The sequence below is a fragment of the Methylobacterium sp. 1030 genome (genome assembly GCF_040544715.1).
Lineage (GTDB): Bacteria > Pseudomonadota > Alphaproteobacteria > Rhizobiales > Beijerinckiaceae > Methylobacterium.
The window spans coordinates 22,595-42,559 of the sequence record NZ_JBEPKM010000001.1 but is presented as its reverse complement, the minus strand read 5'-3'; the positions used below and the strand labels follow the sequence as shown (position 1 = coordinate 42,559).

Here is a 19,965-nt window from a genome sequence, read left to right as displayed (position 1 = left end):
TCAGGTGACCTCGAACATCGTCCAGAGGCCGGTGTCGAACCGTTCCAGCACCGTGGCGCTGATCAGCCAGCGCCCCGGATTGTCCGCCAGGAAGCCGATCCGGGCCGTCCGCCCCTCCAGGAGCTGGAACGTGTCGAGCCAGTAGGGCTCCCAGCCGTCGTCCAGGGGATGAAGCAGGCGGAAGCAGTGGCCGTGCAGGTGCAGGGCCTGCGGGAAGGCGGTCTCGTTGCGCAGGGCCAGCACCACCACCTGCCCGCGCTTCACCGAGAAGATCGGCGCGAGGCCGGCGGTGCCGCTCGCGCCGTTCACCGACCAGATCTTCTGCGGGTCGCCCGTGTAGACCGGATCGGGCGCGGGGCCGTCCTTGGCTCCGTCCTTCACTCCGTCCTTGCCCTTCGGCACGAAGGCGCCGCCGGTGATCACCACGTCGCGGCGCAGGGCGTTCTGGAGCTTGATCTCGGCCGGCAGGCGCTTGTTCTCGCCGATCGGCCCGATCGGGGGCCGCTTCTCGGTGATCCGGGCACCCTTGGTGACGACGCTCGCCAGGACCAGGCCCTTGCCGATCAGCGCGTGGATCTCGCAGGTGGCGCCTTCCTCCTCCGGCAGGTCGACCAGCAGGTCGTAGCGGGTGCCGGGCGGGAAGGGCAGGGTCGCCCGCAGGGGCTCGAACGTGTCGGTGGGCTGGCCGTCGACCGCCGCCACGTAGACCTTCACGCCCTCGAACTTGATGCGCGTTGCCCGGGCGTTGCAGGCATTGCCGAGACGCAGGCGGATTCGGGAGCCGGGCCTCGCCTCGAAGGCGCCCGGCACCGGCTTGCCGTTGACGGTCACGAGATTGCCGAGGCGCCCGTGCGCGGCCGCGAGCGCCGTCTGCCCGAACGGCATGAGGGTGCCGTCGTCCTGGAGCCGCCAGTCCTGCAGGACGACGCTGACGTCGGCGTCGACCGCGGGCGGGTTCGTCTCCTCGACGACCAGCATGCCCGCGAGGCCCCGGCCCGACGGCTCGCTCGCCCCGCCGACGACCAGGGGCCGGATCAGGTAGGAGCCGGCATCCGGCGGCGTGAAAATGTAGAGGAAGTCGCTGCCCGGCGGGATCGGCGCCTGGGTCACGCCGCCGACACCGTCCATGGCGTTGACGTTGCGCACCCCGTGCCAGTGCAGCGACAGCGGCTTGTCGGTCCGGTTCTCGACCTTGAGGCGCAACGCCTGCCCGAGCTTCACCCGGACCACGGGCGGCAGGGCCTTGCCGTCGAAGCACCAGACCGCCGTCTCGGGTGCGGGGTCCGGCCTGAACCGGGCCTTGCCGGGCGCCGCCGGCAGGGCCGCCGGCGCGGGCTCGGGCTGCGGCTGGACGGGCGCGGATGTCCCCGGCGCGGCGGCCGGCGCCTGGGCCCGCGCGGCCTCCGGCGCGAGCCCGAAGGCCGCCGCGGCGGCGAGCAGGGTTCGTCGCGACGGCGTGCCGGCGCGCGAATCGGTCGGCGGCACGGTGCGGGATGGCGGCATGGGATCTCGGCTGCGGCTCGCGACGGACCCGCTCCTTAGCGGCGCGCGGGCTCCCGCGCCACAGGGGCAAGTTTTTTGCTGCGGGCCCGCCGGCCCATGCTATAGGGCGCGCTTCCGGCGGCCGGCGATGCGCCGGATGTCGGCGCGCGCGGGCGTGGCGGAACTGGTAGACGCGCTGGATTTAGGTTCCAGTGTCGCAAGACGTGGGGGTTCGAGCCCCTCCGCCCGCACCAGGACCTCTGCTGAGGTTGCGGTCCCCTCGGGACCCTCCGCCCCGTACCCGACATCTCGGCATCCCGGTCCGCGCGAGCACGACGCCGGCCCGGCCGGCGAACCCAGGTTTCTTTGAAGAGCGACGACGACGATGCAGGTGACCGAGATCAACGCCCAGGGGCTGAAGCGCGAGTTTCAGGTTCTGCTGGCCGCCCAGGAACTCGAGGAGCGCCTGACCAACGAGCTGTCCGGCATGAAGGACAAGGTGCAGCTCAAGGGCTTCCGTCCCGGCAAGGTGCCGGTCGCGCACCTGCGCAAGGTCTACGGCCGCTCCGTGATGGCCGAGGTGGTGCAGAACGCCGTCAACGAGGCGAACCGCCAGATCGTCACCGATAACGGCCTCAAGCTCGCCCTGGAGCCGCAGGTCGAGTTCCCGACCGACCAGGCCGAGGTCGAGAAGGCGCTCGACGCCAAGGGCGACCTCGCCTTCAAGGTCGCCCTCGAGGTGATGCCGAGCTTCGAGCTCGCCGACCTCTCCGACGTCAGCCTGACCAAGCTCGTGGCCAAGCCCGCCGACGCCGAGGTCGACGAGGCCCTGGAGCGCATGGCCGGCCAGAGCCGTCCGTTCACCGAGCGCGAGGAGGGCGCCGAGGCCCAGAGCGGCGACCGCGTCACCATCGACTTCGTCGGCCGCATCGACGGCGAGGAGTTCCAGGGCGGCAAGGGCGAGGGCATCGACCTGGAGCTCGGCTCCGGCTCGTTCATCCCGGGCTTCGAGGAGCAGCTCGTCGGCGCCAAGGTCGGCGACAAGCGCCTCGTGAAGGTCACCTTCCCGGCCGAGTACGGGGCCGAGCACCTCGCCGGCAAGGACGCCGAGTTCGACGTGACCGTCACGAAGATCCAGGCGGCGGGCGAGGCGAAGATCGACGACGAGCTCGCCAAGTCCATGGGCATGGAGTCGCTGGAGAAGCTCCGCGAGGCCGTTTCCGAGGCGATCGGCCGGGATTTCGAGGCCGCCTCGCGCCGCCGGCTCAAGAAGGAGCTCCTCGACGCGCTGGACGGCAAGTACGCCTTCGAGCTGCCCCCGTCGCTGGTGGCCCAGGAATTCGCCGCCGTCTGGGCCCAGGTCGAGCAGGACCTCAAGACCCGCGGCAAGACCTTCGAGGACGAGGACACCACCGAGGAGAAGGCCCAGGCCGAGTACCGGAAGATCGCGGAACGGCGCGTCCGTCTCGGTCTCGTGCTTGCGCAGGTCGGCGAGAGCGCCGATATCAAGGTCTCGGACGAGGAGGTGAACCAGGCCCTCATCGCCCGGGTCCGGCAGTTCCCGGGCCAGGAGCAGCAGGTCTGGGACTTCTACCGGAAGAATGCGCAGGCGCTCGCGGAACTCCGCGCGCCCTTGTTCGAGGAGAAGGTCGTCGACCACGTCCTCGGGCAGGTCAAGCTCGTCGAGGAGCCCGTCTCGAAAGAGGCGCTTTTCGCGGACGAAGATGACGACGACACGACCGGCGGCAAGCCGGCAGACAAGGCCGAGGCCAAGGGCGAGTCCAAGACCGACGCCAAGACCGAAGCCAAGGCCGACTGAGTCCCGCTCTGTCCCAGGACGGCGGGCAAGGGTTAGGCGATGGTTAAGCATCGCCGGTGTTCGCTGACATGCCCGGGGCTGCCCTGATTCGCGGCAGCCCCGGGCCTCACTCCGGGGCAGGATGAGATGAGAGATCCGATCGACGTCTACAACAACGCGCTCGTGCCGATGGTCGTCGAGCAGTCGAGCCGCGGCGAGCGCGCCTTCGACATCTACTCCCGCCTGCTCCGCGAGCGCATCATCTTCCTCACCGGCCCCGTGGAGGATTACGGCGCGTCGCTGATCGTGGCGCAGCTGCTCTTCCTCGAGGCGGAGAACCCGAAGAAGGAAATCTCCTTCTACATCAACTCCCCCGGCGGCGTGGTTACCTCGGGCCTGTCGATCTACGACACGATGCAGTTCATCCGCTGCCCGGTGACGACCCTCTGCGTCGGCCAGGCCGCCTCGATGGGCTCCCTGCTGCTCACCGCCGGCGAGCCGGGCCACCGCTTCGCCCTGCCGAACGCCCGGATCATGGTCCACCAGCCGTCCGGCGGCTTCCAGGGTCAGGCGACCGACATCCTGATCCACGCCCGCGAGATCGAGGCGCTGAAGCGGCGCCTGAACGAGATCTACGTGAAGCACACCGGCCGCGACTACGACACGATCCACACGGCGCTGGAGCGCGACAACTTCATGACCGCCGACGCGGCCAAGGAGTTCGGGCTCATCGACGAGGTGATCGAGAAGCGTCCCGAGCCGGCGGCCGCCTGACCGGCCCGCGTCGCCTGACCGCCGCGGCGCGGCCTTGATCCCGCCGCGGCAGCGTGTTTGCATCGAGGTTCGGGCCCTTCGGTCAAAGGCGCGCAGCACACTGTTTCTTTAAACGGGCCCCCTACATTCATGCGATGCGCGTCCGCCCCTTGCCGGCGGCGGACGCGAGGAATCGGAGACCGATATGAGCAAGACTGGCGGCAACGACTCGAAGAGCACGCTGTATTGCTCGTTCTGCGGCAAGAGCCAGCACGAGGTCCGCAAGCTGATCGCCGGCCCCACGGTGTTCATCTGCGACGAGTGCGTCGAGCTGTGCATGGACATCATCCGCGAGGAGTCGAAATCCTCGCTGGTGAAGAGCCGCGACGGCGTGCCGACCCCCAAGGAGATCCGCCGCGTCCTCGACGACTACGTCATCGGCCAGGACTTCGCCAAGAAGGTCCTCTCGGTCGCGGTGCACAACCACTACAAGCGGCTCGCCCACGCGACGAAGCACAACGACGTCGAGCTGGCCAAGTCCAACATCATGCTGATCGGGCCGACCGGCTCGGGCAAGACCCTGCTCGCGCAGACGCTGGCCCGGATCCTCGACGTGCCGTTCACCATGGCGGACGCCACGACGCTGACCGAGGCCGGCTACGTCGGTGAGGACGTCGAGAACATCATCCTCAAGCTGCTCCAGGCCTCGGACTACAACGTCGAGCGGGCCCAGCGCGGCATCGTCTACATCGACGAGATCGACAAGATCTCCCGGAAGTCCGACAACCCGTCGATCACCCGCGACGTGTCGGGCGAGGGCGTGCAGCAGGCGCTCCTGAAGATCATGGAGGGCACGGTCGCCTCCGTCCCGCCCCAGGGCGGAAGGAAGCACCCGCAGCAGGAATTCCTGCAGGTCGACACCACCAACATCCTGTTCATCTGCGGCGGCGCCTTCGCGGGGCTGGAGCGGATCATCTCCCAGCGCGGCAAGGGCACCTCGATCGGCTTCGGCGCGACCGTGCAGGCCCCGGACGACCGCCGCACCGGCGAGATCTTCCGCTCGGTCGAGCCGGAGGACCTGCTGAAGTTCGGCCTCATCCCCGAGTTCGTCGGCCGTCTGCCGGTCCTGGCGACCCTGGAGGACCTCGACGAGGCCGCGCTGAAGAAGATCCTGCAGGAGCCGAAGAACGCCCTGGTCAAGCAGTACCAGCGGCTGTTCGAGATGGAGAACGTCGACCTGACGTTCCAGGACGAGGCGCTGTCGCTCGTCGCTCGCAAGGCGATCGAGCGCAAGACCGGCGCCCGCGGCCTGCGCTCCATCCTGGAGACGATCCTGCTCGACACGATGTACGACTTGCCGGGCCTCGAGTCCGTGGAGCAGGTGGTCATCGGTCCGGAGGTGGTGGAGGGCAAGTCGCGCCCCCTCTACATCCACGGCGACCGCAACAAGGACACGCCCGCGAGCGTCAGCGCGTAGGCACTCGGCAGGGTTGCATCAGGCGCCCGGCCCAGGCCGGGCGCGCTGCGGGGATCGCCTTGAAAACGCGCTTCCTCGCAGCCACCTCAGGCTCAGCGCGGTGGCCGCACGCTCCTTCGAGGTCCGGTCCGCGTCGCCAGCCGCAAAGTTAGCGAAATCCGACCCTCGCGGCCCGGTCGGCACCCGGCTGTAGGCGCGCTCCGTGCATGGGGGCGCCGAACCCGGGCGTCCCTGAGAGGAAGTCACATGTCACAGTCGAAATCGCGCCAGCCGGTGGTCCCGGGTTCGACGGGCACCTACGCCGTCCTCCCCCTGCGCGACATCGTCGTCTTCCCGCACATGATCGTGCCCCTGTTCGTGGGCCGCGAGAAGTCGATCCGCGCCCTCGAGGAGGCCGTCCGCACCGACCGCCACATCCTGCTCGCCACCCAGATCAACGCGGGCGACGACGACCCGGCGACCGACGCCATCTACAAGATCGGCACGCTCGCTTCGGTGCTCCAGTTGCTGAAGCTGCCCGACGGCACCGTGAAGGTGCTGGTCGAGGGTGTCGGCCGCGCCAAGGTCGTCGACTTCACCCGCTCGGACGAGTTCTACGAGGCGACCGCCGAGGCGCTCCACGACGAGCTCGGCGACCGCGTCGAGGCCGAGGCGCTCGCGCGCTCCGTGCTCTCGGAGTTCGAGAACTACGTCAAGCTGAACAAGAAGATCTCGCCCGAGGTCGTCTCCGCCGTGACCCAGATCGACGAGCCGTCCAAGCTCGCCGACACGATCGGCTCGCACCTGCTCGTCAAGATCTCCGACAAGCAGGGCATCCTGGAGACCCCCACGGTGGCGCAGCGCCTCGAGCGCGTGCTGTCGCTGATGGAGAGCGAGATCTCCGTGCTGCAGGTGGAGAAGCGCATCCGGACCCGCGTCAAGCGGCAGATGGAGAAGACCCAGCGCGAGTACTACCTGAACGAGCAGATGAAGGCGATCCAGAAGGAGCTGGGCGACTCCGAGGATGGCCGCGACGAGCTGGCCGAACTGGAAGAGAAGATCGAGAAGACCAAGCTCTCCAAGGAGGCCCGCGACAAGGCCACCGCCGAGCTGAAGAAGCTGCGGCAGATGTCGCCGATGTCGGCCGAGGCGACCGTCGTGCGCAACTACCTCGACTGGATGCTCGGCATCCCGTGGAGCAAGCGCTCGAAGATCAAGAAGGACCTGCTGGGCGCCCAGGCGCTGCTCGACGAGGATCATTTCGGCCTCGACAAGGTCAAGGAGCGGATCGTCGAGTACCTCGCGGTGCAGCAGCGCGCGAACAAGCTCACCGGCCCGATCCTGTGCCTCGTCGGTCCTCCCGGCGTCGGCAAGACCTCGCTCGGCAAGTCCATCGCCAAGGCGACGGGTCGCGAGTTCGTCCGGATGTCGCTCGGCGGCGTGCGCGACGAGGCCGAGATCCGCGGTCACCGCCGGACCTATATCGGCTCGATGCCCGGCAAGATCGTGCAGTCGATGCGCAAGGCCAAGACCTCGAACCCGCTCATCCTGCTCGACGAGATCGACAAGATGGGCATGGACTTCCGCGGCGATCCGTCGGCGGCGCTCCTCGAGGTTCTCGACCCTGAGCAGAACAGCACCTTCAATGACCACTACCTGGAGGTGGATTACGACCTCTCGAACGTGATGTTCGTGACCACGGCCAACACCCTCAACATCCCGGGCCCGCTCATGGACCGGATGGAGGTGATCCGCATCGCCGGATACACCGAGGAGGAGAAGGTCGAGATCGCGCGCAAGCACCTGATCCCGAACGCCCTGAAGAAGCACGGCCTCGGGACGCACGAGTGGTCGATCGACGACGATGGCTTGATGATGCTGGTCCGCCGCTACACGCGGGAGGCGGGCGTCCGCAACCTGGAGCGCGAGCTGTCCAACCTGATCCGCAAGGCGGTGAAGGAGATCCTGATCACCAAGACCAAGTCGGTCGCGGTGACCCCGGACACCCTTCCGGTCTTCCTCGGCCCGCCGAAGTTCCGCTACGGCGAGATCGACGCGGACGATCAGGTCGGCGTGGTGACGGGTCTGGCCTGGACCGAGGTCGGCGGCGAATTGCTGACGATCGAGGGCGTCATGATGCCCGGCAAGGGCAAGATGACGGTCACCGGCAACTTGAAGGACGTGATGAAGGAGTCGATCTCGGCGGCGGCGAGCTACGTCCGCTCGCGGGCGATCGATTTCGGGATCGAGCCGCCGCTGTTCGACCGGCGCGACATCCACGTTCACGTTCCGGAGGGGGCGACCCCGAAGGACGGTCCGTCGGCCGGCATCGCCATGGCCACCGCGATCATCTCGACGCTGACCGGGATTCCGGTCCGCCGCGAGGTCGCGATGACCGGCGAGGTGACGCTCCGCGGCCGGGTCCTGCCGATCGGCGGCCTGAAGGAGAAACTGCTCGCCGCGCTGCGCGGCGGCATCAAGACGGTGCTGATCCCCGAGGAGAACGCCAAGGACATCGCCGAGGTGCCCGACAGCGTGAAGAACGGGCTGGAGATCGTGCCTGTGTCGCGGATGGATCAGGTGCTGGAGAAGGCGCTGGTCCGTCAGCCCGAGGCGATCGAGTGGGAGGAGCCGCTCCCGGTGGCGAAGCCCGCCCGGACCGAAGAGGACGGCGCTGCCTTCGTGGCGCACTGAGCCGCCCGATCGATTGAGACGAGCCCCCGGTGCCCCGAGCCCCGGGGGCTTTTTCATGCGCGAACGCGAGCGCGGAGGCCCGGATGCGCATCCTGCTGATCAACCCGAACACGAGTGCGCACGTCACCGATCTCGTCGCCGGCCATGTCCGCACCCAGCTCGGCGGCCGTGCGGAGCTGCGCGCCGTCACCGGCCGGTTCGGAGCCCGCTACATCGCGAGCCGGGCGGCGGCGGCGATCGCCGGCCACGCGGCCCTCGACGCTCTCGCGGAGCACGGCGCCGGCTGCGATGCGGTCTACCTAGCCTGCTTCGGTGATCCGGGCCTCCTCGCCCTGCGTGAGCTGTCGCGGGTACCGGTCATCGGCATGGCGGAAGCGGCCTGCCGCGAGGCCGCTGCGTCCGGTCGCTTCGGGATCGTCACCGGGGGCGCGGCCTGGGAGCCGATGCTGCGGGAGTTCGTGGCGGCCCTCAACCTCGCCGACGCCCTCGCGGCCCTCCGCACGGTGGCTCCGAGCGGCGGCACCATCGCCCGTGACCCGGACGCGGCCCTGGAGATCCTCGCCCAAGCCTGCCGCGCCTGCGCGGGGGCCGGCGCCGAGTCGGTCATCCTGGGCGGTGCCGGTCTGGCCGGGCTCGCCGCGCGGATCGCTCCCCAGGTTCCCGTTCCGGTGATCTGCTCGGTCGAGGCGGGGACCCGCGCGGTTCTGGCCGCGGGCGCATTCGGGCAGGCCCCGTCGAGGCCTGACCCTGTCGAGAGCATCGGCCTGACACCCGCGCTGGCGACGCGGCTCATCGACCCCTGATAAGGATCCGGGGTGCGGACCCTTGCACCGGACCGGGACCATGCCGTAACGGTCGCCAGCCGGGCGGTTAGCTCAGTTGGTAGAGCGTCTCCTTTACACGGAGAGGGTCGGGGGTTCGAGTCCCTCACCGCCCACCAATAATTACAATAGGTTACCTCGACTTTGGTCTTCTGCCGCTTCCCAGTAGGGCAGATTGGGAAGCGCATGGGAAGCACTGATGCGAATCGCCCGCGTGATGAGCTGGCCCTTCTGGTGGTTCATGATGGGATCTGGAGAGCAATCAGGAACCAGAAGGTCGAGCCGCCCGCTACGAACAACGCCCAAACTGCCTCTGCAATTCGCCGCCTTCAGCCTGAGATCACGCCCCCCTTCAACGAGGCTATGGCAGCGCACGGGTTGGCCGCATTGTAAGGCTATGCGGTAGCGTGCGGCCTGCACAGTAAAGCTAATTGCGAATGCCGACCGTTTCGACGCCGCTGCTGCGCGCCGTCGAGGCGCTTCAGAAGGGCTTAATGCAGCCGGCGCGCCCACACCCCCGCATCCTGCAAATTGCGCAGGTGGCGTCAGCAAGTCATCTCGCAGTCGCCAGATCATCTCGGCTAGCGGCGCCTTTCAGGGCAGACCGGAGCGCAACACGAGTGCGACGCCGGTAGGCATCGACCGGTTTCAACATGGTGGTGTCAACGAGCGCCGAAGTCTCCGCATTTGTGGGCTTTCAAAATTCCCTACCCGGCGGGTTCGATGGTGATCGGTGATCAGCCGGCGATATGATCAAGGGTCGCCTTTTTGGGTGGCCGGCCGCGGCGTCGTGGAACCGGCGGCGGGGTGATCAGCGCCTTCGAACGGACGTGCTCGGGGATGAGATCGCCGTGCTGGCGCAGCCGGTAGCTCGCCCCCTCGATCTGGATGACGACGGCGTGATGCAGCAAGCGGTCGAGCAGGGCCGTAGTTCCTCCATCAGGATCTCGTCGAGGGCGGTGATCCCATCGATCTCGCCCTGCTCGATGCGCCGGACCGTGGCGTCGAGGACTTCGAGGGCTCGCGGCATGCGCAAGCCGACCAGGCTGTGCTTGATCCTGTCGAGGGTCGTCGCGGCATGGGCGGGAGCGGTGCGGGTCATGACCGGACCCCGATCCCAGCGGCGAGCCGCTCGCCGACGGCTTGGTAGACGGCCAGGGAGCGCTGCGCGACGTGATCGCCACTCCGACCGAGCGTCGGGCTGTCGGGATGGCCGTGCCGCATGGCTCGGGCGGCCGCGCCCTGCCGATGCTCGGGATCGACGCGGTACTGGCGCCGTCCCTCCAGGATCGAGTGGCTCGCCACGAGCCGGCCGCCGTCGAGGATGCGGATCGTGTCGGGCAACTGGTGCACTTCGACGACGCGCCGCGTCCGATCCGGCACGCTGTAGTAGTTGCCGCCGATCGAGACGAGGCCGTCGTGGCTGACGCGCCGTTCGAGCTTGAGCAGGACATCGAAGGGCACGGCGGGCAGCGGCTGCAGCTCGGGCTTCTCGGCGGCGAAAGCCTCTGAGACGACTCGCTGCGTGGTGCCGTGCAGGCGGACGTTGGCGATGGTGTTGAGCCAAGTCCGGAGCTGGAGGTTCAGGTCGTCGAGGTCGCGGAAGGAGCGGGCAACGAAGAAGTCCTGGCGGATGTAGGAGAACGGCCGTTCGACCTTGCCCTTCGTCTTGGCCCGGTACGGCCGGCAGGCACGCGGCAGGAAGCCGTAATGTTTGGCCAGCGCCAGCAAGGATCGATTGTAGACGATGTGGCCGTCCGCGGCCTCGCCGGTGACCGCGGTCTTCATGCGGTCGTAGAGGATCTCGATCGGCACGCCGCCAATCGCGGCGAACGCCTGCATGTGACAGCGCATCAGGGTCTGCAGGTCCTGATGCAGGACGAAGCGCGCCTCGATGTGCCGGGAATGGCCGAGCACGAGCGAGAACAGCCAGACGATGCAGCTCGCGCCCGGTGCGTCTGTGAAGGTGACCACGAAGCGAGCGAAGTCGACCTGCGCCTGCTGGCCGGCGGGGGTCTCGAAGCGAACCTCGTAGGGCTTGGCCTCGGGCGGACGGGTCGCGGCGACGAACCGCTTCACGGCGGTGTAGGCCCCAGTATAGCCCCGCTCCCGCAGCTCGCGGGTCAGGCGCACGGCGCTGAGATCGGGGAAGGCTGTGACGCGCTCACGCAGGTAGACGAGGTAGGGGGCGAGCTTGCTCGGACGTCCGGCTTGGCGGGGACCGTAGGCCGGTGGTTCGAGGCCGCGCGCGATGTACTTCCGGACCGTCTTCGGTTCACGCCCTGTCCAGCGGGCGATGGCGGTAACCGACAGGCCCTGTTGGTGCAGGTCGAGGATCATGAGGAGTTCTCCCAGCACGACCATCCTCGTCGCTCCCGACCGATACGCATCGGCCGGCATGGTGGCGCAGGATGGATAAGCCTGAGAGCGCGGGGTGCCCTCCGCGCACTCAGGCCCGGGCACCGACCAGGGAATTTTCGATGCCCACAATCAGGGAGTATTCAACGCCCGCTGACAGGTGGTCTGTCCTTAGCGCACGGCCGGAGCAGCGGAAGAGGCGGCGCTATCTTGCGCCAGGGATCATCAGGAGAGCTGGGCGAGCAATTCCAACAACCGTCTACCTAGCACTCTGTGCCCCTTCCGTTAGGCGCGACAAGCGACGGAGACCGGACGTGCGAGCGGAACAAGAAGCCCGGCGTGGGTGTGATTCTGAACGCGAGACGGCTCATGTTCCTGGTCATACCCGGCAAGGCTACATACATGGGTTGTCGAACCTGCAGATCGGCTGCAGCGTGTGCGCCTGGAGCGGGCCGATAGAAGGCATTAGGGCAGGCACACCGAAATCATCGCGACAGGCAGCACGATCTGCCGTGGGCTTTAGAAGCGTATCGGGACCACGGAAGAGGTGCTCGCGATGAACGAACCGCCATACCAGCTACCGACCTCTCGTACACCACTTCCTGAACATTCAGAGCTGTGTGGTGACGGTCGAGAGCACGGCGCGTTGAGAATAGCTACAAGCTTTCGCTAGCCCGTAAATAGAGTTAGCGAGATTAGTAAATTCGCCAGATCTCCACAACTGCACCGTCCTGCGGTATTCTGGACTATCTAGATAGTGAGGTGGGAAATTGACTCGATACGTAATGCTGCGCGGTTCTGCAGCGGTAGCATCTGCAAACTCTTCACGCCGCACTAGGGGAGATTCTGCAGCAATTGATGATCTGGATATTAGTGTAGATGACCTGCGAGATAGAGACATTGCAGATCTGCAGCGTGACCCCGACATTGTTGCAGCATGCCCTACAATGCCTATCACCCTAATAAAACCGTATCGCTCTGAATCGGGCAAGTCCGGGACGAATTGGGGGATCACTGCCGTAAAGGCAGATCAATCAGCCCATACTGGAGCAGGCGTCACCGTGGCTGTGTTGGACACCGGTATCGACGCCAAGCATCCAGCTTTTACAGGGGTAAAGATACTTGAGGAAGATTTCAGCGGCTCGGGAAACGGCGATCGGAACGGGCACGGCACGCATTGTGCTGGAACCATATTTGGTCGCGACGTCAGCTTCAGGATCGGTGTGGCAAGAGGCATCACCACGGCCTTCATCGGTAAGGTGTTGAAGGACGATGGTCGTGGCAGCTCGGAAGCCCTATTCAACGGTCTCAGCTGGGCGATGCGGAACAGGGCAAACATAATTTCCATGTCTGTGGGATTTGATTATCCCGGAATGGTTGCTTCTTTAGTCGAAAAGAAGTGGCCAGTTGAACTTGCGACATCGAAAGCGCTGGAGGCCTACCGCGGTAATCTGCGACTTTTCGATGCTCTGATGCGAGTTAACAAAGCACAGGAAAATTTCTCCGCATCTTCCTTAGTAATCGCCGCAGCGGGGAATGAGAGTCAGCGCAACACAAAACCCGATTATCGAATCGCGGCATCGTTGCCGGCAGCGGCGGATGATGTTGTTTCAGTCGCCGCAATCGGCCGGAAGGATGATAAGTTCGACGTTGCGGATTTTTCTAATAGCTTAGCCACAGTCGCAGGGCCTGGCGTTGACATCTTATCTGCTGAGATCGGCGGAGGGTTGGTTAGCTTAAGTGGGACAAGCATGGCGTGCCCGCACGTTGCAGGGGTTGCGGCGTTATGGTGGGAGGCCCTTGGAAAGCGCCGTACGCAGGCAAACCCGTCTAATGTGCGGGCGAACCTTATCACCTCAGCGCAAGAGGGCGTCTTCGTAGCCGGGCTTGATGCCGCCGACGTAGGGCAAGGGCTCGTTTCAGCGCCGACCGACAAATGAGCTAGAGTCGGTTTTCGAATCAGGTTCGAGAGTATCGCATAATCGGAACAAGCAGTCGATCGAGGTGCGGAATATGAACGATCACGAACAAAGCAACGCAAGTGTTGTAACCGGATGTCTATATAGACATCGCAAAAGAGGCTCGACATACAGAATAGTCGGAGAGGCCAATTTGCAAACGTCCGCTCCTGTCGGAGACAATGAGCGCTTGGTTGTCTACCAAGGCGACGACGGTCGTATATGGGTGCGGCCGGCAAATGAATTTTTCGACGGCCGCTTTGAGAAGGAAATTGAGTAATAGATCGCGAAGACAAATTCCTTCCTTACGTAGACGCTGCCTCTAACGATTCATCACTTACCCTTCTCGATTGCAGACTCGGCGTTCTCCGTGACGTGCGCTCGAAGGTAGATTGCGTATTTGTCTGCCTCACGACGAGAGTGGTTCAAGGCGACGTCTTCAGCTGCCGATCTAAACGCCTCGTCGAAAGATAGGCCACCGGCAAGAGAAACGTAGAAGGAACCCGCGAAGGTTATGGCCGCATCGTCATCTATCGCGGAGTTGCAGCCGATCACATAATCGACATATGGATTGAGTGCTGCAGCTAACGAAGTTGAAAAGCAGGCGTTCAGAAGCACACATTTTATGTTCCTTCCCAGCCGCGCAAGATAATCAGCTATTTCTTCCGCATAAATGATTTGGTGATGACCGGAGGCATCTTCGAAAATCAGTCCGCCCGATATGCCGTGACCGCTGAAATGAAATATGTCAGCATATGACCCCAGGACATTTGCAAGCAAGTCTTGAGTGCGAGCTGCCGGCTCAAATGAAAAGTGCATGTCAGCGCTGCTGTTCTTCAGGAGACGCAACCGCTGATCAATGTTCCTTTGCTCTTCTTCCAGTCTCATCCTCGGCTTATCAATCGGACTCGCCGACAGAAGCAGAACTCTGAATGCGGATCGAGTCCCAATTCCAGCGATACGGTCACGAATGGCGGCCCCTAAATCGTAAGCATTACCCATCCTATCGAGTAAAGTAATTGTTTCCGCCGCTTGCAGCTTACTATGCAGATTTGTCTTCGCCGCACCAAGCATAAGCCTTTCGCTAAGGCTTGGGGCTTCTTCGTTGATGCGGAGGGCTATTGGCTGGTAAAGAGGGCAGTCATCCGAAAAGCGCGCGAAATGCTCGGCGAGGTGCCCGCGCACTATCGGATTTTCCTCCTGCGGAAACCAGTCCAGGGTGATACCTTCAAGTCCATCGTAATAGGAAGATCTGATGCCCTTCGCTAACCCTTCTCTTGCATCCTCAGACGTCTCAAACGAAGACCCTTGAGCTGTAATTGCAAGTCTGCGCCTGAGATCTGGGTCGCGTTCGGCTACCAACTGGTAGACTTTAGCCTGAACGTTAGATTTCAAATCACGTATTTTATCGAGTTGAATTCCGAGGTCATGGAAATCAAGGCGACTATTTTCTATGACGGCCCAAACGCTGTACTGCTGTACTATATCATCTGGATGTTCGCCCAGGCGCTTCACGAGAACGCCGTTTTTATGTTTTGGATGGAATAGATGCTCGATATCACGATTTAGTCCGACTGTTATAAGAGCCAGCCTGAGGACATCGTTCTCCGCCGTATCAATATCTATCTTTAGTGAACCAAGGTCTAGGTTTTTCGGGCTTGTATTCTGTAAAGCTGCCAATTTCCATATTGTTGGATGTATGTCGGCGAGCGCTTCGATGGATCCAACATCGCCTCTGCGCATGAAGCATAGGGCAGCAACACCCGCAGCTTCTATCTCTGCGTTACCCTGGTATTTCTTAAGAGCCGCATTGACGTAGAATTCAGAGTTTTTATAGCGCCCAAATTGCGCCAGTGCATTCAGACACCATCGAACGACCTTCAGATCTTGACCAGTCTGTAGAAGCAGTCCATTGATTGTCGCCTCAACTCCGTGAACTTCATCAGAGCCGAGGAAGAACTCCTTTCTATAGAGTGAGCACAGATCCTGTAGCGCGACCTTCTTTCGCTTTGGATTGCCGCGCTCCAACTCGAATCGAATAATCGCTACTTGTTGCGCGCTAATTCGAGGCATTATTGCACTTGTGGCGTGTATTTTGTATTAGACCTTCCAACGCCAGGGCTGAGACCGGCTCGAATGCTTCTGCGTCATTCGGTCGTTGGTTCAGGTCTATCCACCGAAGATCGTTCAAAGATAGGCGGCGTGCCGTTGGCTCAAACCAGTCCGGGCACTCCCATTCGAGGACAAAGATCATGGCAGGTTTCGTCTGCGCTTGTGATAATATGGCCGCAAAAGATATGACGGGTTTTACTATCTGTGAAGAGAATGCCGAATAAGAAAGATCTAGATCGTACATGACTGTTCGCAGGCCACAATCTGCTATACCAAAATCGTCGTTAAACAGTGTTTGGTTTTCATAGCTGACGATCTCCGCAAAGCCAATCGACTTACGGTTAGCGAATGCGTCGCGATCATCTCTATATCGTCCATTCCTGTAAGAAAGAATTTTCTCCCTCTTTCGGACGACTGAGAAAGCCCAAACAAGAACATACCCGTCGTGTGGTGTTTTGGGATCAATATGTCTAAGTGCTCCCGTCCGAGTCGCTGCTTCAATCAAGCTTCTCCAGTCAAGGAAGTGGTCTTTGACTGAAAGTAAGAAATTTTCTTCGATAGCTAGTGCTTCTGCTTTGTCTAAGTCTCTTGTCCGGCGACGCGCATGGAACGGATCTTTATAGTCGTCTGGGATCGTTGGGTCAGAGCGCAGTCGCGATAGAAAAAATTGACCAGGATTCGTCCGGAAAAATCGGCTTTCCAATCTGTGGCGGAGGATGTCCTCGCTCAAGCGCGCTTGTAGTGTTTTATGCTGGGTTTTTCCGTAAAAGCGGCGGGGTACTATGCCCCCACGATGTGCCGCTTCCATAATTGCGCGGGCCGACAACGGCCGCCGAGCAACTTCAAGAACCAGCTCGGCAATTCTGAGATAATTCTCGGGCTTCATAGGTAGCGGCTCGTAAACCCTTGAGCCGCGACAATATTTCCGAGTAATTAATTTTTCCCACGCGAGTTTTGGTTTATCAATTGTTCCGACGTGGTGGCGGTGATAAATCATTATTAACAAATGATCGCGATGCCGATTCTGGCGATCCTACTTCAAGGTTGAGGTGGGCGCAACCTAACCGATGCGCAATAGGCCAGACTCTCTTGTAAGGGGGAAGGTATGCCGCGCGGTGTCCCGCCTGCTGTGTCTTAATTTGCGATGGTGCCCCGCCGGACGCTGAGTGACAAGCAGCGCGGCCGGCTCACGAAATAGGTAGGCCGGCTTTTATCGATAGCAGAAAATCGTCTGTAATTTTCTGGCGGCATGGTTTCCCGGGAAAGACCCCGCCCCGGGGGGGGGCGAAAAGGGCTTTTCGGCAGAATCGGCGAGCACGTGTCGCGTGACCACCGCTGTAGAGGCGGCGCCCGGTCCCATCGCCGGGGCGGGGGCTAAAACGCCGATCCTGTCTGGAATTCGGCGGGGCGCCGGTCGGGTTTCAGGCTGCCCGGTCCAGCACACGCTTAACCTGCATGGCCGACCATTGGCGGTCGTTTCGTGCGGTACTGAGTGCATCAGCTTACGCCGACACCGGTCATTCCCGGCTCATCAAGCGCGTTGGTCAAGGCTGCCTCAAAAAGCTGCCTTTCGAGCCAGGCAGAAAGATTACCGATATCAGTCGATCTTTCATGCGGTGGATCGCCACCTTGGCCGTGGGAACGGCGTCGAGGCGGAACAACGAAGATCGATTCCGTCGTTGTTGGGGCCACGCTATGCGCCTTCATCTAAGCGCGGCCTCCCGGCCCCGAGGCAGAACCGGACCGTTGCCGATATGGTGTAGCGCTATGAGGATTTGTGCGACGAGCAGTTCGAGACGCTGATCGTCCTGCTTCGCCGTCATCTGCTCGGTGCGGAAGTCAAGGAATTCGCCAAAGGCCCCGAAGGCGGCCGGGACGCCAAGTTCGTCGGAACCGCCGAACTGCATCCGCTTGCCACATGCATTGTTGCATCGCGCGTACGGTGGGTGTACGATCAAAGTTAGCCAGGCCAAAGCAGCTGACGCTAACGTCTGGCACAACTAAACGCGCAGCGCTGTACTTCGATTTAAGTCGGTGTCAAACAATATGTAAAGGAGAATCTGATGAGTCTCTTTTCGCAGGCAGATCGAACCAGCACTGTCGAGATATCGGGTCTCGCTAGTTTAAAGATCTACGATTTTATTGATGTGAATGTTCCTGGGCAGGGTTGGCCCGTCAGGATCCGGCTAACCGGGGTGAGCGATGACGGCTTGGCCACTGCCAAGCTCGATTACATTGAACTCGACGGCACTGACATAGCGGCGGTGGAGGCCTATCTTGCTGACAACCCAGAGGTGAGGCTGAAGGAGATCGATTGCAAGATCGATATCCTAAAGCTTCTCTCGCACGCGGACCAGCTCGAGGCAGTCTTGCCCAACGCCGCGCGACTGATTGGCCATCATCCCATATCCGTGGAATAAGGGTGTATACTGCGCCGCGCAGGCTCAGTCTGGCCGACTCGTTCCGATGAGGACGATGTCTGTCGGCTCGGCCCGGAAGCGCCCTATTTTACGTATAGAGCCTTCTAGAGGCAACGATGATATCCAGGTCGTTGCGTGAGCATAGCAAGAAGCTGTCGATCCTCCTCAACACGATTCATCGCCGCGTTTTCAGAATCGGCCCGATGTTCGTGCTGGCGCGGTTTCGCAGCTGCCGCGTCTCCTACAGCTATTTGCAGCGAGTGCGCCAATCGGCCGACAGGCGCCGACACCAAACGCCGCAAAGCATGTTCCAGCCGCTGTCCGAAAGCTTCTTCGAGGCGATCGACGCCGATCGCAGCGTCGAGGAACTCCGCAAGGACGGCATTTCGCTTCATTTCGATCTTCCGCCGGCACTGGTCAACGAAATCTACAATCTCGCCTGCAGCCTTCCGCTCCAGAACTCGGTACGCTCGCGGCCGTTTTTCAAATCCGAGGTGACGGAGGGCGGGCGCCTCCCAGACGGGCAGCTGGTCTCGCTCGGCACTGCCTACAAAAGTCGCAAGCTGCAGCTGTTGAACCACGAATGCGTGTCGCGGGTAGTTAATGATCCGGTTCTGCTCAAGGTGGTCAGTGGCTATCTCGGCTACTGGCCCAAGCGCCTCAGCGATCTCGAGCTCTACTGGAGCTACGCGACCGGCCTCAGCGTCGAGGAGCAGATGCGACAGGGCAATGCGATCGACTATCATTTCGATCTGCACGGCTACAATTTCGTGATGGCGGCCTTCTACATCACAGATACCGACCGCACGTCAGGCGCACATGTGATGTTCAAGAACTCACACAAGAAGAAGACGCTGCCGATGCTGTTCAGCTACTCGCAGCCTGCTGATGTGCTCAGGCGTCAATACGGTAGCGAAAATGAAACGATTATCGAGGGGAAGGCCGGCACCGGCTTCGTCATGGACAACTCGACCTATCATCGTGCCACGACGCCCGAAAGCGCCGATCGGCTGCTGCTGCGCCTGGTCTATACCTAAACGGAGCGGCGTCGCCGGCGGCGAGCGGGGCAATGCGCCCTAGCCGCTCTGTACCTGTCATCAGCCGAGGGTCTGTTCTGCACGGACCTCGTCCGGCGTCGCGACCGCATTGCGCGGCTCGAGCGACCGTCCCTTCACCAGCACGCAGCGATGGCTGCTGATGTCAAGGTTCGAGCCGTCGAACGGTTCGTTCGACTCGCGGAACGGATAGATCAGCGTGTCGGCGAAGGTGTAGCGCGCATTGATCGCGAGGCGACGGCGATCGGTGACGTTGGCGCTCGAGCCGTGCATGCAGCGCTCGGTGAACAGCACGAACTGACCCGCCTTCATGGGCATCGACACGACCTCGTGCTCGCTCTCGTCGAAGTCGAGCGTGACCGCCCCGCGCTCGGCACGCAGCTTGTCGAGGACCAGCGCCTTGCCCTCTTCGAGCGTCAAACTGGCCGGTGCGCCGTCGAAATAGTCGGCCGTGTCGATATCGAGAACCAGTGCCGACTCCTGCGCGCGGGTAACGAGTTGCTCGAGCGTCGAGATGTCGCGGAACGGATCGAGGTAGAATTCGGATTGGACGATCGGTTCCATCGCGATGGGGAAGCGCCTCTTCTGCGTCCCCCGCGCGAAACGGATCGGCCCCATGTCCCAGGTCACGTCGTCGAGCGCCAGCCACATGGTGAGGTTCCACGGCGCATCGCGGCGATGTTCCGCAGGATAGAGGGCGGCCTTGTCGTTCCCGATCTCCTCGCCGTTGAACGGACCCCATTCCTGGTGCCATCCGAGCGCCTCCTCGCCGGGGGCCTTGGCGAAGATTTTGGACCGCCAGAGGAGGATGTCGCCGCCAAGGACGTCGGACACCGCATTGACGATGCGCCTCTCGGTGAAGAGGTCGAGGATCTCGGGCTCGATCAGGTGCCAATCGCGGACCGAAAAGCGCCTGTACATGGGGTGCGCACCGCGCGTTTCGAGCACCCGGTCGATCTTGGCCGCCGCGCTGGCGAGGATGTCGGGCCGAATGCCAGAATCTAGCGGACCAGCGAAGCCGTTCTCCAACACGGCGTGAGCGATCTTGTTCATAAGCA

General features: G+C 62.8%; 15 protein-coding genes, 2 tRNA genes and 1 pseudogene. 11 read left to right on the top strand and 7 right to left on the bottom strand.

Annotated features, from left to right (window positions below; translation table 11 throughout):
- The gene (locus ABIC30_RS00135) at positions 1 to 1,503 is read right to left on the bottom strand and encodes a multicopper oxidase family protein (protein WP_020090764.1); all 1,503 of its coding nucleotides are present in this window, start codon (positions 1,501 to 1,503) and stop codon (positions 1 to 3) included.
- A 148-nt stretch (positions 1,504 to 1,651) separates the two neighbouring features.
- On the opposite strand from ABIC30_RS00135, the gene ABIC30_RS00130 reads away from it, so the two are divergent.
- From ABIC30_RS00130 to ABIC30_RS00100, 7 genes are all read left to right on the top strand, one after another.
- Positions 1,652 to 1,736, top strand: a tRNA-Leu gene (locus ABIC30_RS00130).
- Positions 1,737 to 1,867: 131 nt separating this feature from the next.
- Positions 1,868 to 3,301, top strand: coding sequence for a trigger factor (gene tig, locus ABIC30_RS00125; protein ID WP_042672154.1), 1,434 nt, complete (start codon positions 1,868 to 1,870; stop codon positions 3,299 to 3,301).
- 126 nt (positions 3,302 to 3,427) lie between these two features.
- A complete protein-coding gene (locus ABIC30_RS00120; RefSeq protein WP_012322036.1) occupies positions 3,428 to 4,054 on the top strand; it encodes an ATP-dependent Clp protease proteolytic subunit in 627 nt (208 codons plus the stop codon).
- A 184-nt stretch (positions 4,055 to 4,238) separates the two neighbouring features.
- Entirely contained in the window at positions 4,239 to 5,510 is a 1,272-nt protein-coding gene (clpX, locus tag ABIC30_RS00115; RefSeq protein WP_020090762.1) for an ATP-dependent Clp protease ATP-binding subunit ClpX, read from the top strand.
- Between the two features lie 246 nt (positions 5,511 to 5,756).
- Positions 5,757 to 8,183, top strand: a complete 2,427-nt coding sequence (gene lon / locus ABIC30_RS00110; RefSeq protein ID WP_020090761.1) for an endopeptidase La — start codon at positions 5,757 to 5,759, stop codon at positions 8,181 to 8,183.
- Between the two features lie 83 nt (positions 8,184 to 8,266).
- A complete protein-coding gene (locus ABIC30_RS00105; protein WP_020090760.1) occupies positions 8,267 to 8,986 on the top strand; it encodes an aspartate/glutamate racemase family protein in 720 nt (239 codons plus the stop codon).
- Between the two features lie 61 nt (positions 8,987 to 9,047).
- Positions 9,048 to 9,123, top strand: a tRNA-Val gene (locus tag ABIC30_RS00100).
- Between the two features lie 618 nt (positions 9,124 to 9,741).
- Here the strand turns inward: ABIC30_RS00100 and ABIC30_RS00095 are convergent.
- Both ABIC30_RS00095 and istA read right to left on the bottom strand, forming a co-directional pair.
- Positions 9,742 to 9,933: pseudogene (locus tag ABIC30_RS00095) on the bottom strand (ATP-binding protein); the annotation flags it as partial.
- 169 nt (positions 9,934 to 10,102) lie between these two features.
- Positions 10,103 to 11,368 (bottom strand): IS21 family transposase, encoded by a 1,266-nt coding sequence (istA, locus tag ABIC30_RS00090; protein ID WP_354453586.1) that lies wholly within the window; start codon positions 11,366 to 11,368, stop codon positions 10,103 to 10,105.
- 764 nt (positions 11,369 to 12,132) lie between these two features.
- On the opposite strand from istA, the gene ABIC30_RS00085 reads away from it, so the two are divergent.
- Together ABIC30_RS00085 and ABIC30_RS00080 are read left to right on the top strand one after the other, a co-directional pair.
- Positions 12,133 to 13,302 (top strand): S8 family peptidase, encoded by a 1,170-nt coding sequence (locus tag ABIC30_RS00085; RefSeq protein WP_354453584.1) that lies wholly within the window; start codon positions 12,133 to 12,135, stop codon positions 13,300 to 13,302.
- 73 nt (positions 13,303 to 13,375) lie between these two features.
- A complete protein-coding gene (locus ABIC30_RS00080) occupies positions 13,376 to 13,600 on the top strand; it encodes a DUF1653 domain-containing protein (RefSeq protein WP_354453582.1) in 225 nt (74 codons plus the stop codon).
- A 53-nt stretch (positions 13,601 to 13,653) separates the two neighbouring features.
- Here ABIC30_RS00080 and ABIC30_RS00075 read toward each other — a convergent pair whose 3' ends face one another.
- From ABIC30_RS00075 to ABIC30_RS00065, 3 genes are all read right to left on the bottom strand, one after another.
- Positions 13,654 to 15,393 (bottom strand): CHAT domain-containing protein, encoded by a 1,740-nt coding sequence (locus ABIC30_RS00075; protein WP_354453580.1) that lies wholly within the window; start codon positions 15,391 to 15,393, stop codon positions 13,654 to 13,656.
- Positions 15,380 to 16,318 (bottom strand): HTH domain-containing protein, encoded by a 939-nt coding sequence (locus ABIC30_RS00070; RefSeq protein WP_354453578.1) that lies wholly within the window; start codon positions 16,316 to 16,318, stop codon positions 15,380 to 15,382. Before ABIC30_RS00070 ends, ABIC30_RS00075 begins: the two co-directional genes overlap by 14 nt.
- An 817-nt stretch (positions 16,319 to 17,135) precedes the next feature.
- Entirely contained in the window at positions 17,136 to 17,339 is a 204-nt protein-coding gene (locus ABIC30_RS00065) for a hypothetical protein (RefSeq protein WP_354453577.1), read from the bottom strand.
- 156 nt (positions 17,340 to 17,495) lie between these two features.
- Between ABIC30_RS00065 and ABIC30_RS00060 the strand changes: the two genes are divergently transcribed.
- Together ABIC30_RS00060 and ABIC30_RS00055 are read left to right on the top strand one after the other, a co-directional pair.
- A complete protein-coding gene (locus ABIC30_RS00060) occupies positions 17,496 to 17,852 on the top strand; it encodes a hypothetical protein (RefSeq protein WP_354453576.1) in 357 nt (118 codons plus the stop codon).
- A gap of 131 nt (positions 17,853 to 17,983) precedes the next feature.
- A complete protein-coding gene (locus ABIC30_RS00055) occupies positions 17,984 to 18,889 on the top strand; it encodes a phytanoyl-CoA dioxygenase family protein (RefSeq protein ID WP_354453574.1) in 906 nt (301 codons plus the stop codon).
- Between the two features lie 60 nt (positions 18,890 to 18,949).
- Here the strand turns inward: ABIC30_RS00055 and ABIC30_RS00050 are convergent, their stop codons facing one another.
- A complete protein-coding gene (locus ABIC30_RS00050) occupies positions 18,950 to 19,960 on the bottom strand; it encodes a phytanoyl-CoA dioxygenase family protein (protein ID WP_354453572.1) in 1,011 nt (336 codons plus the stop codon).
- Between the last annotated feature and the right edge of the window lie 5 nt (positions 19,961 to 19,965).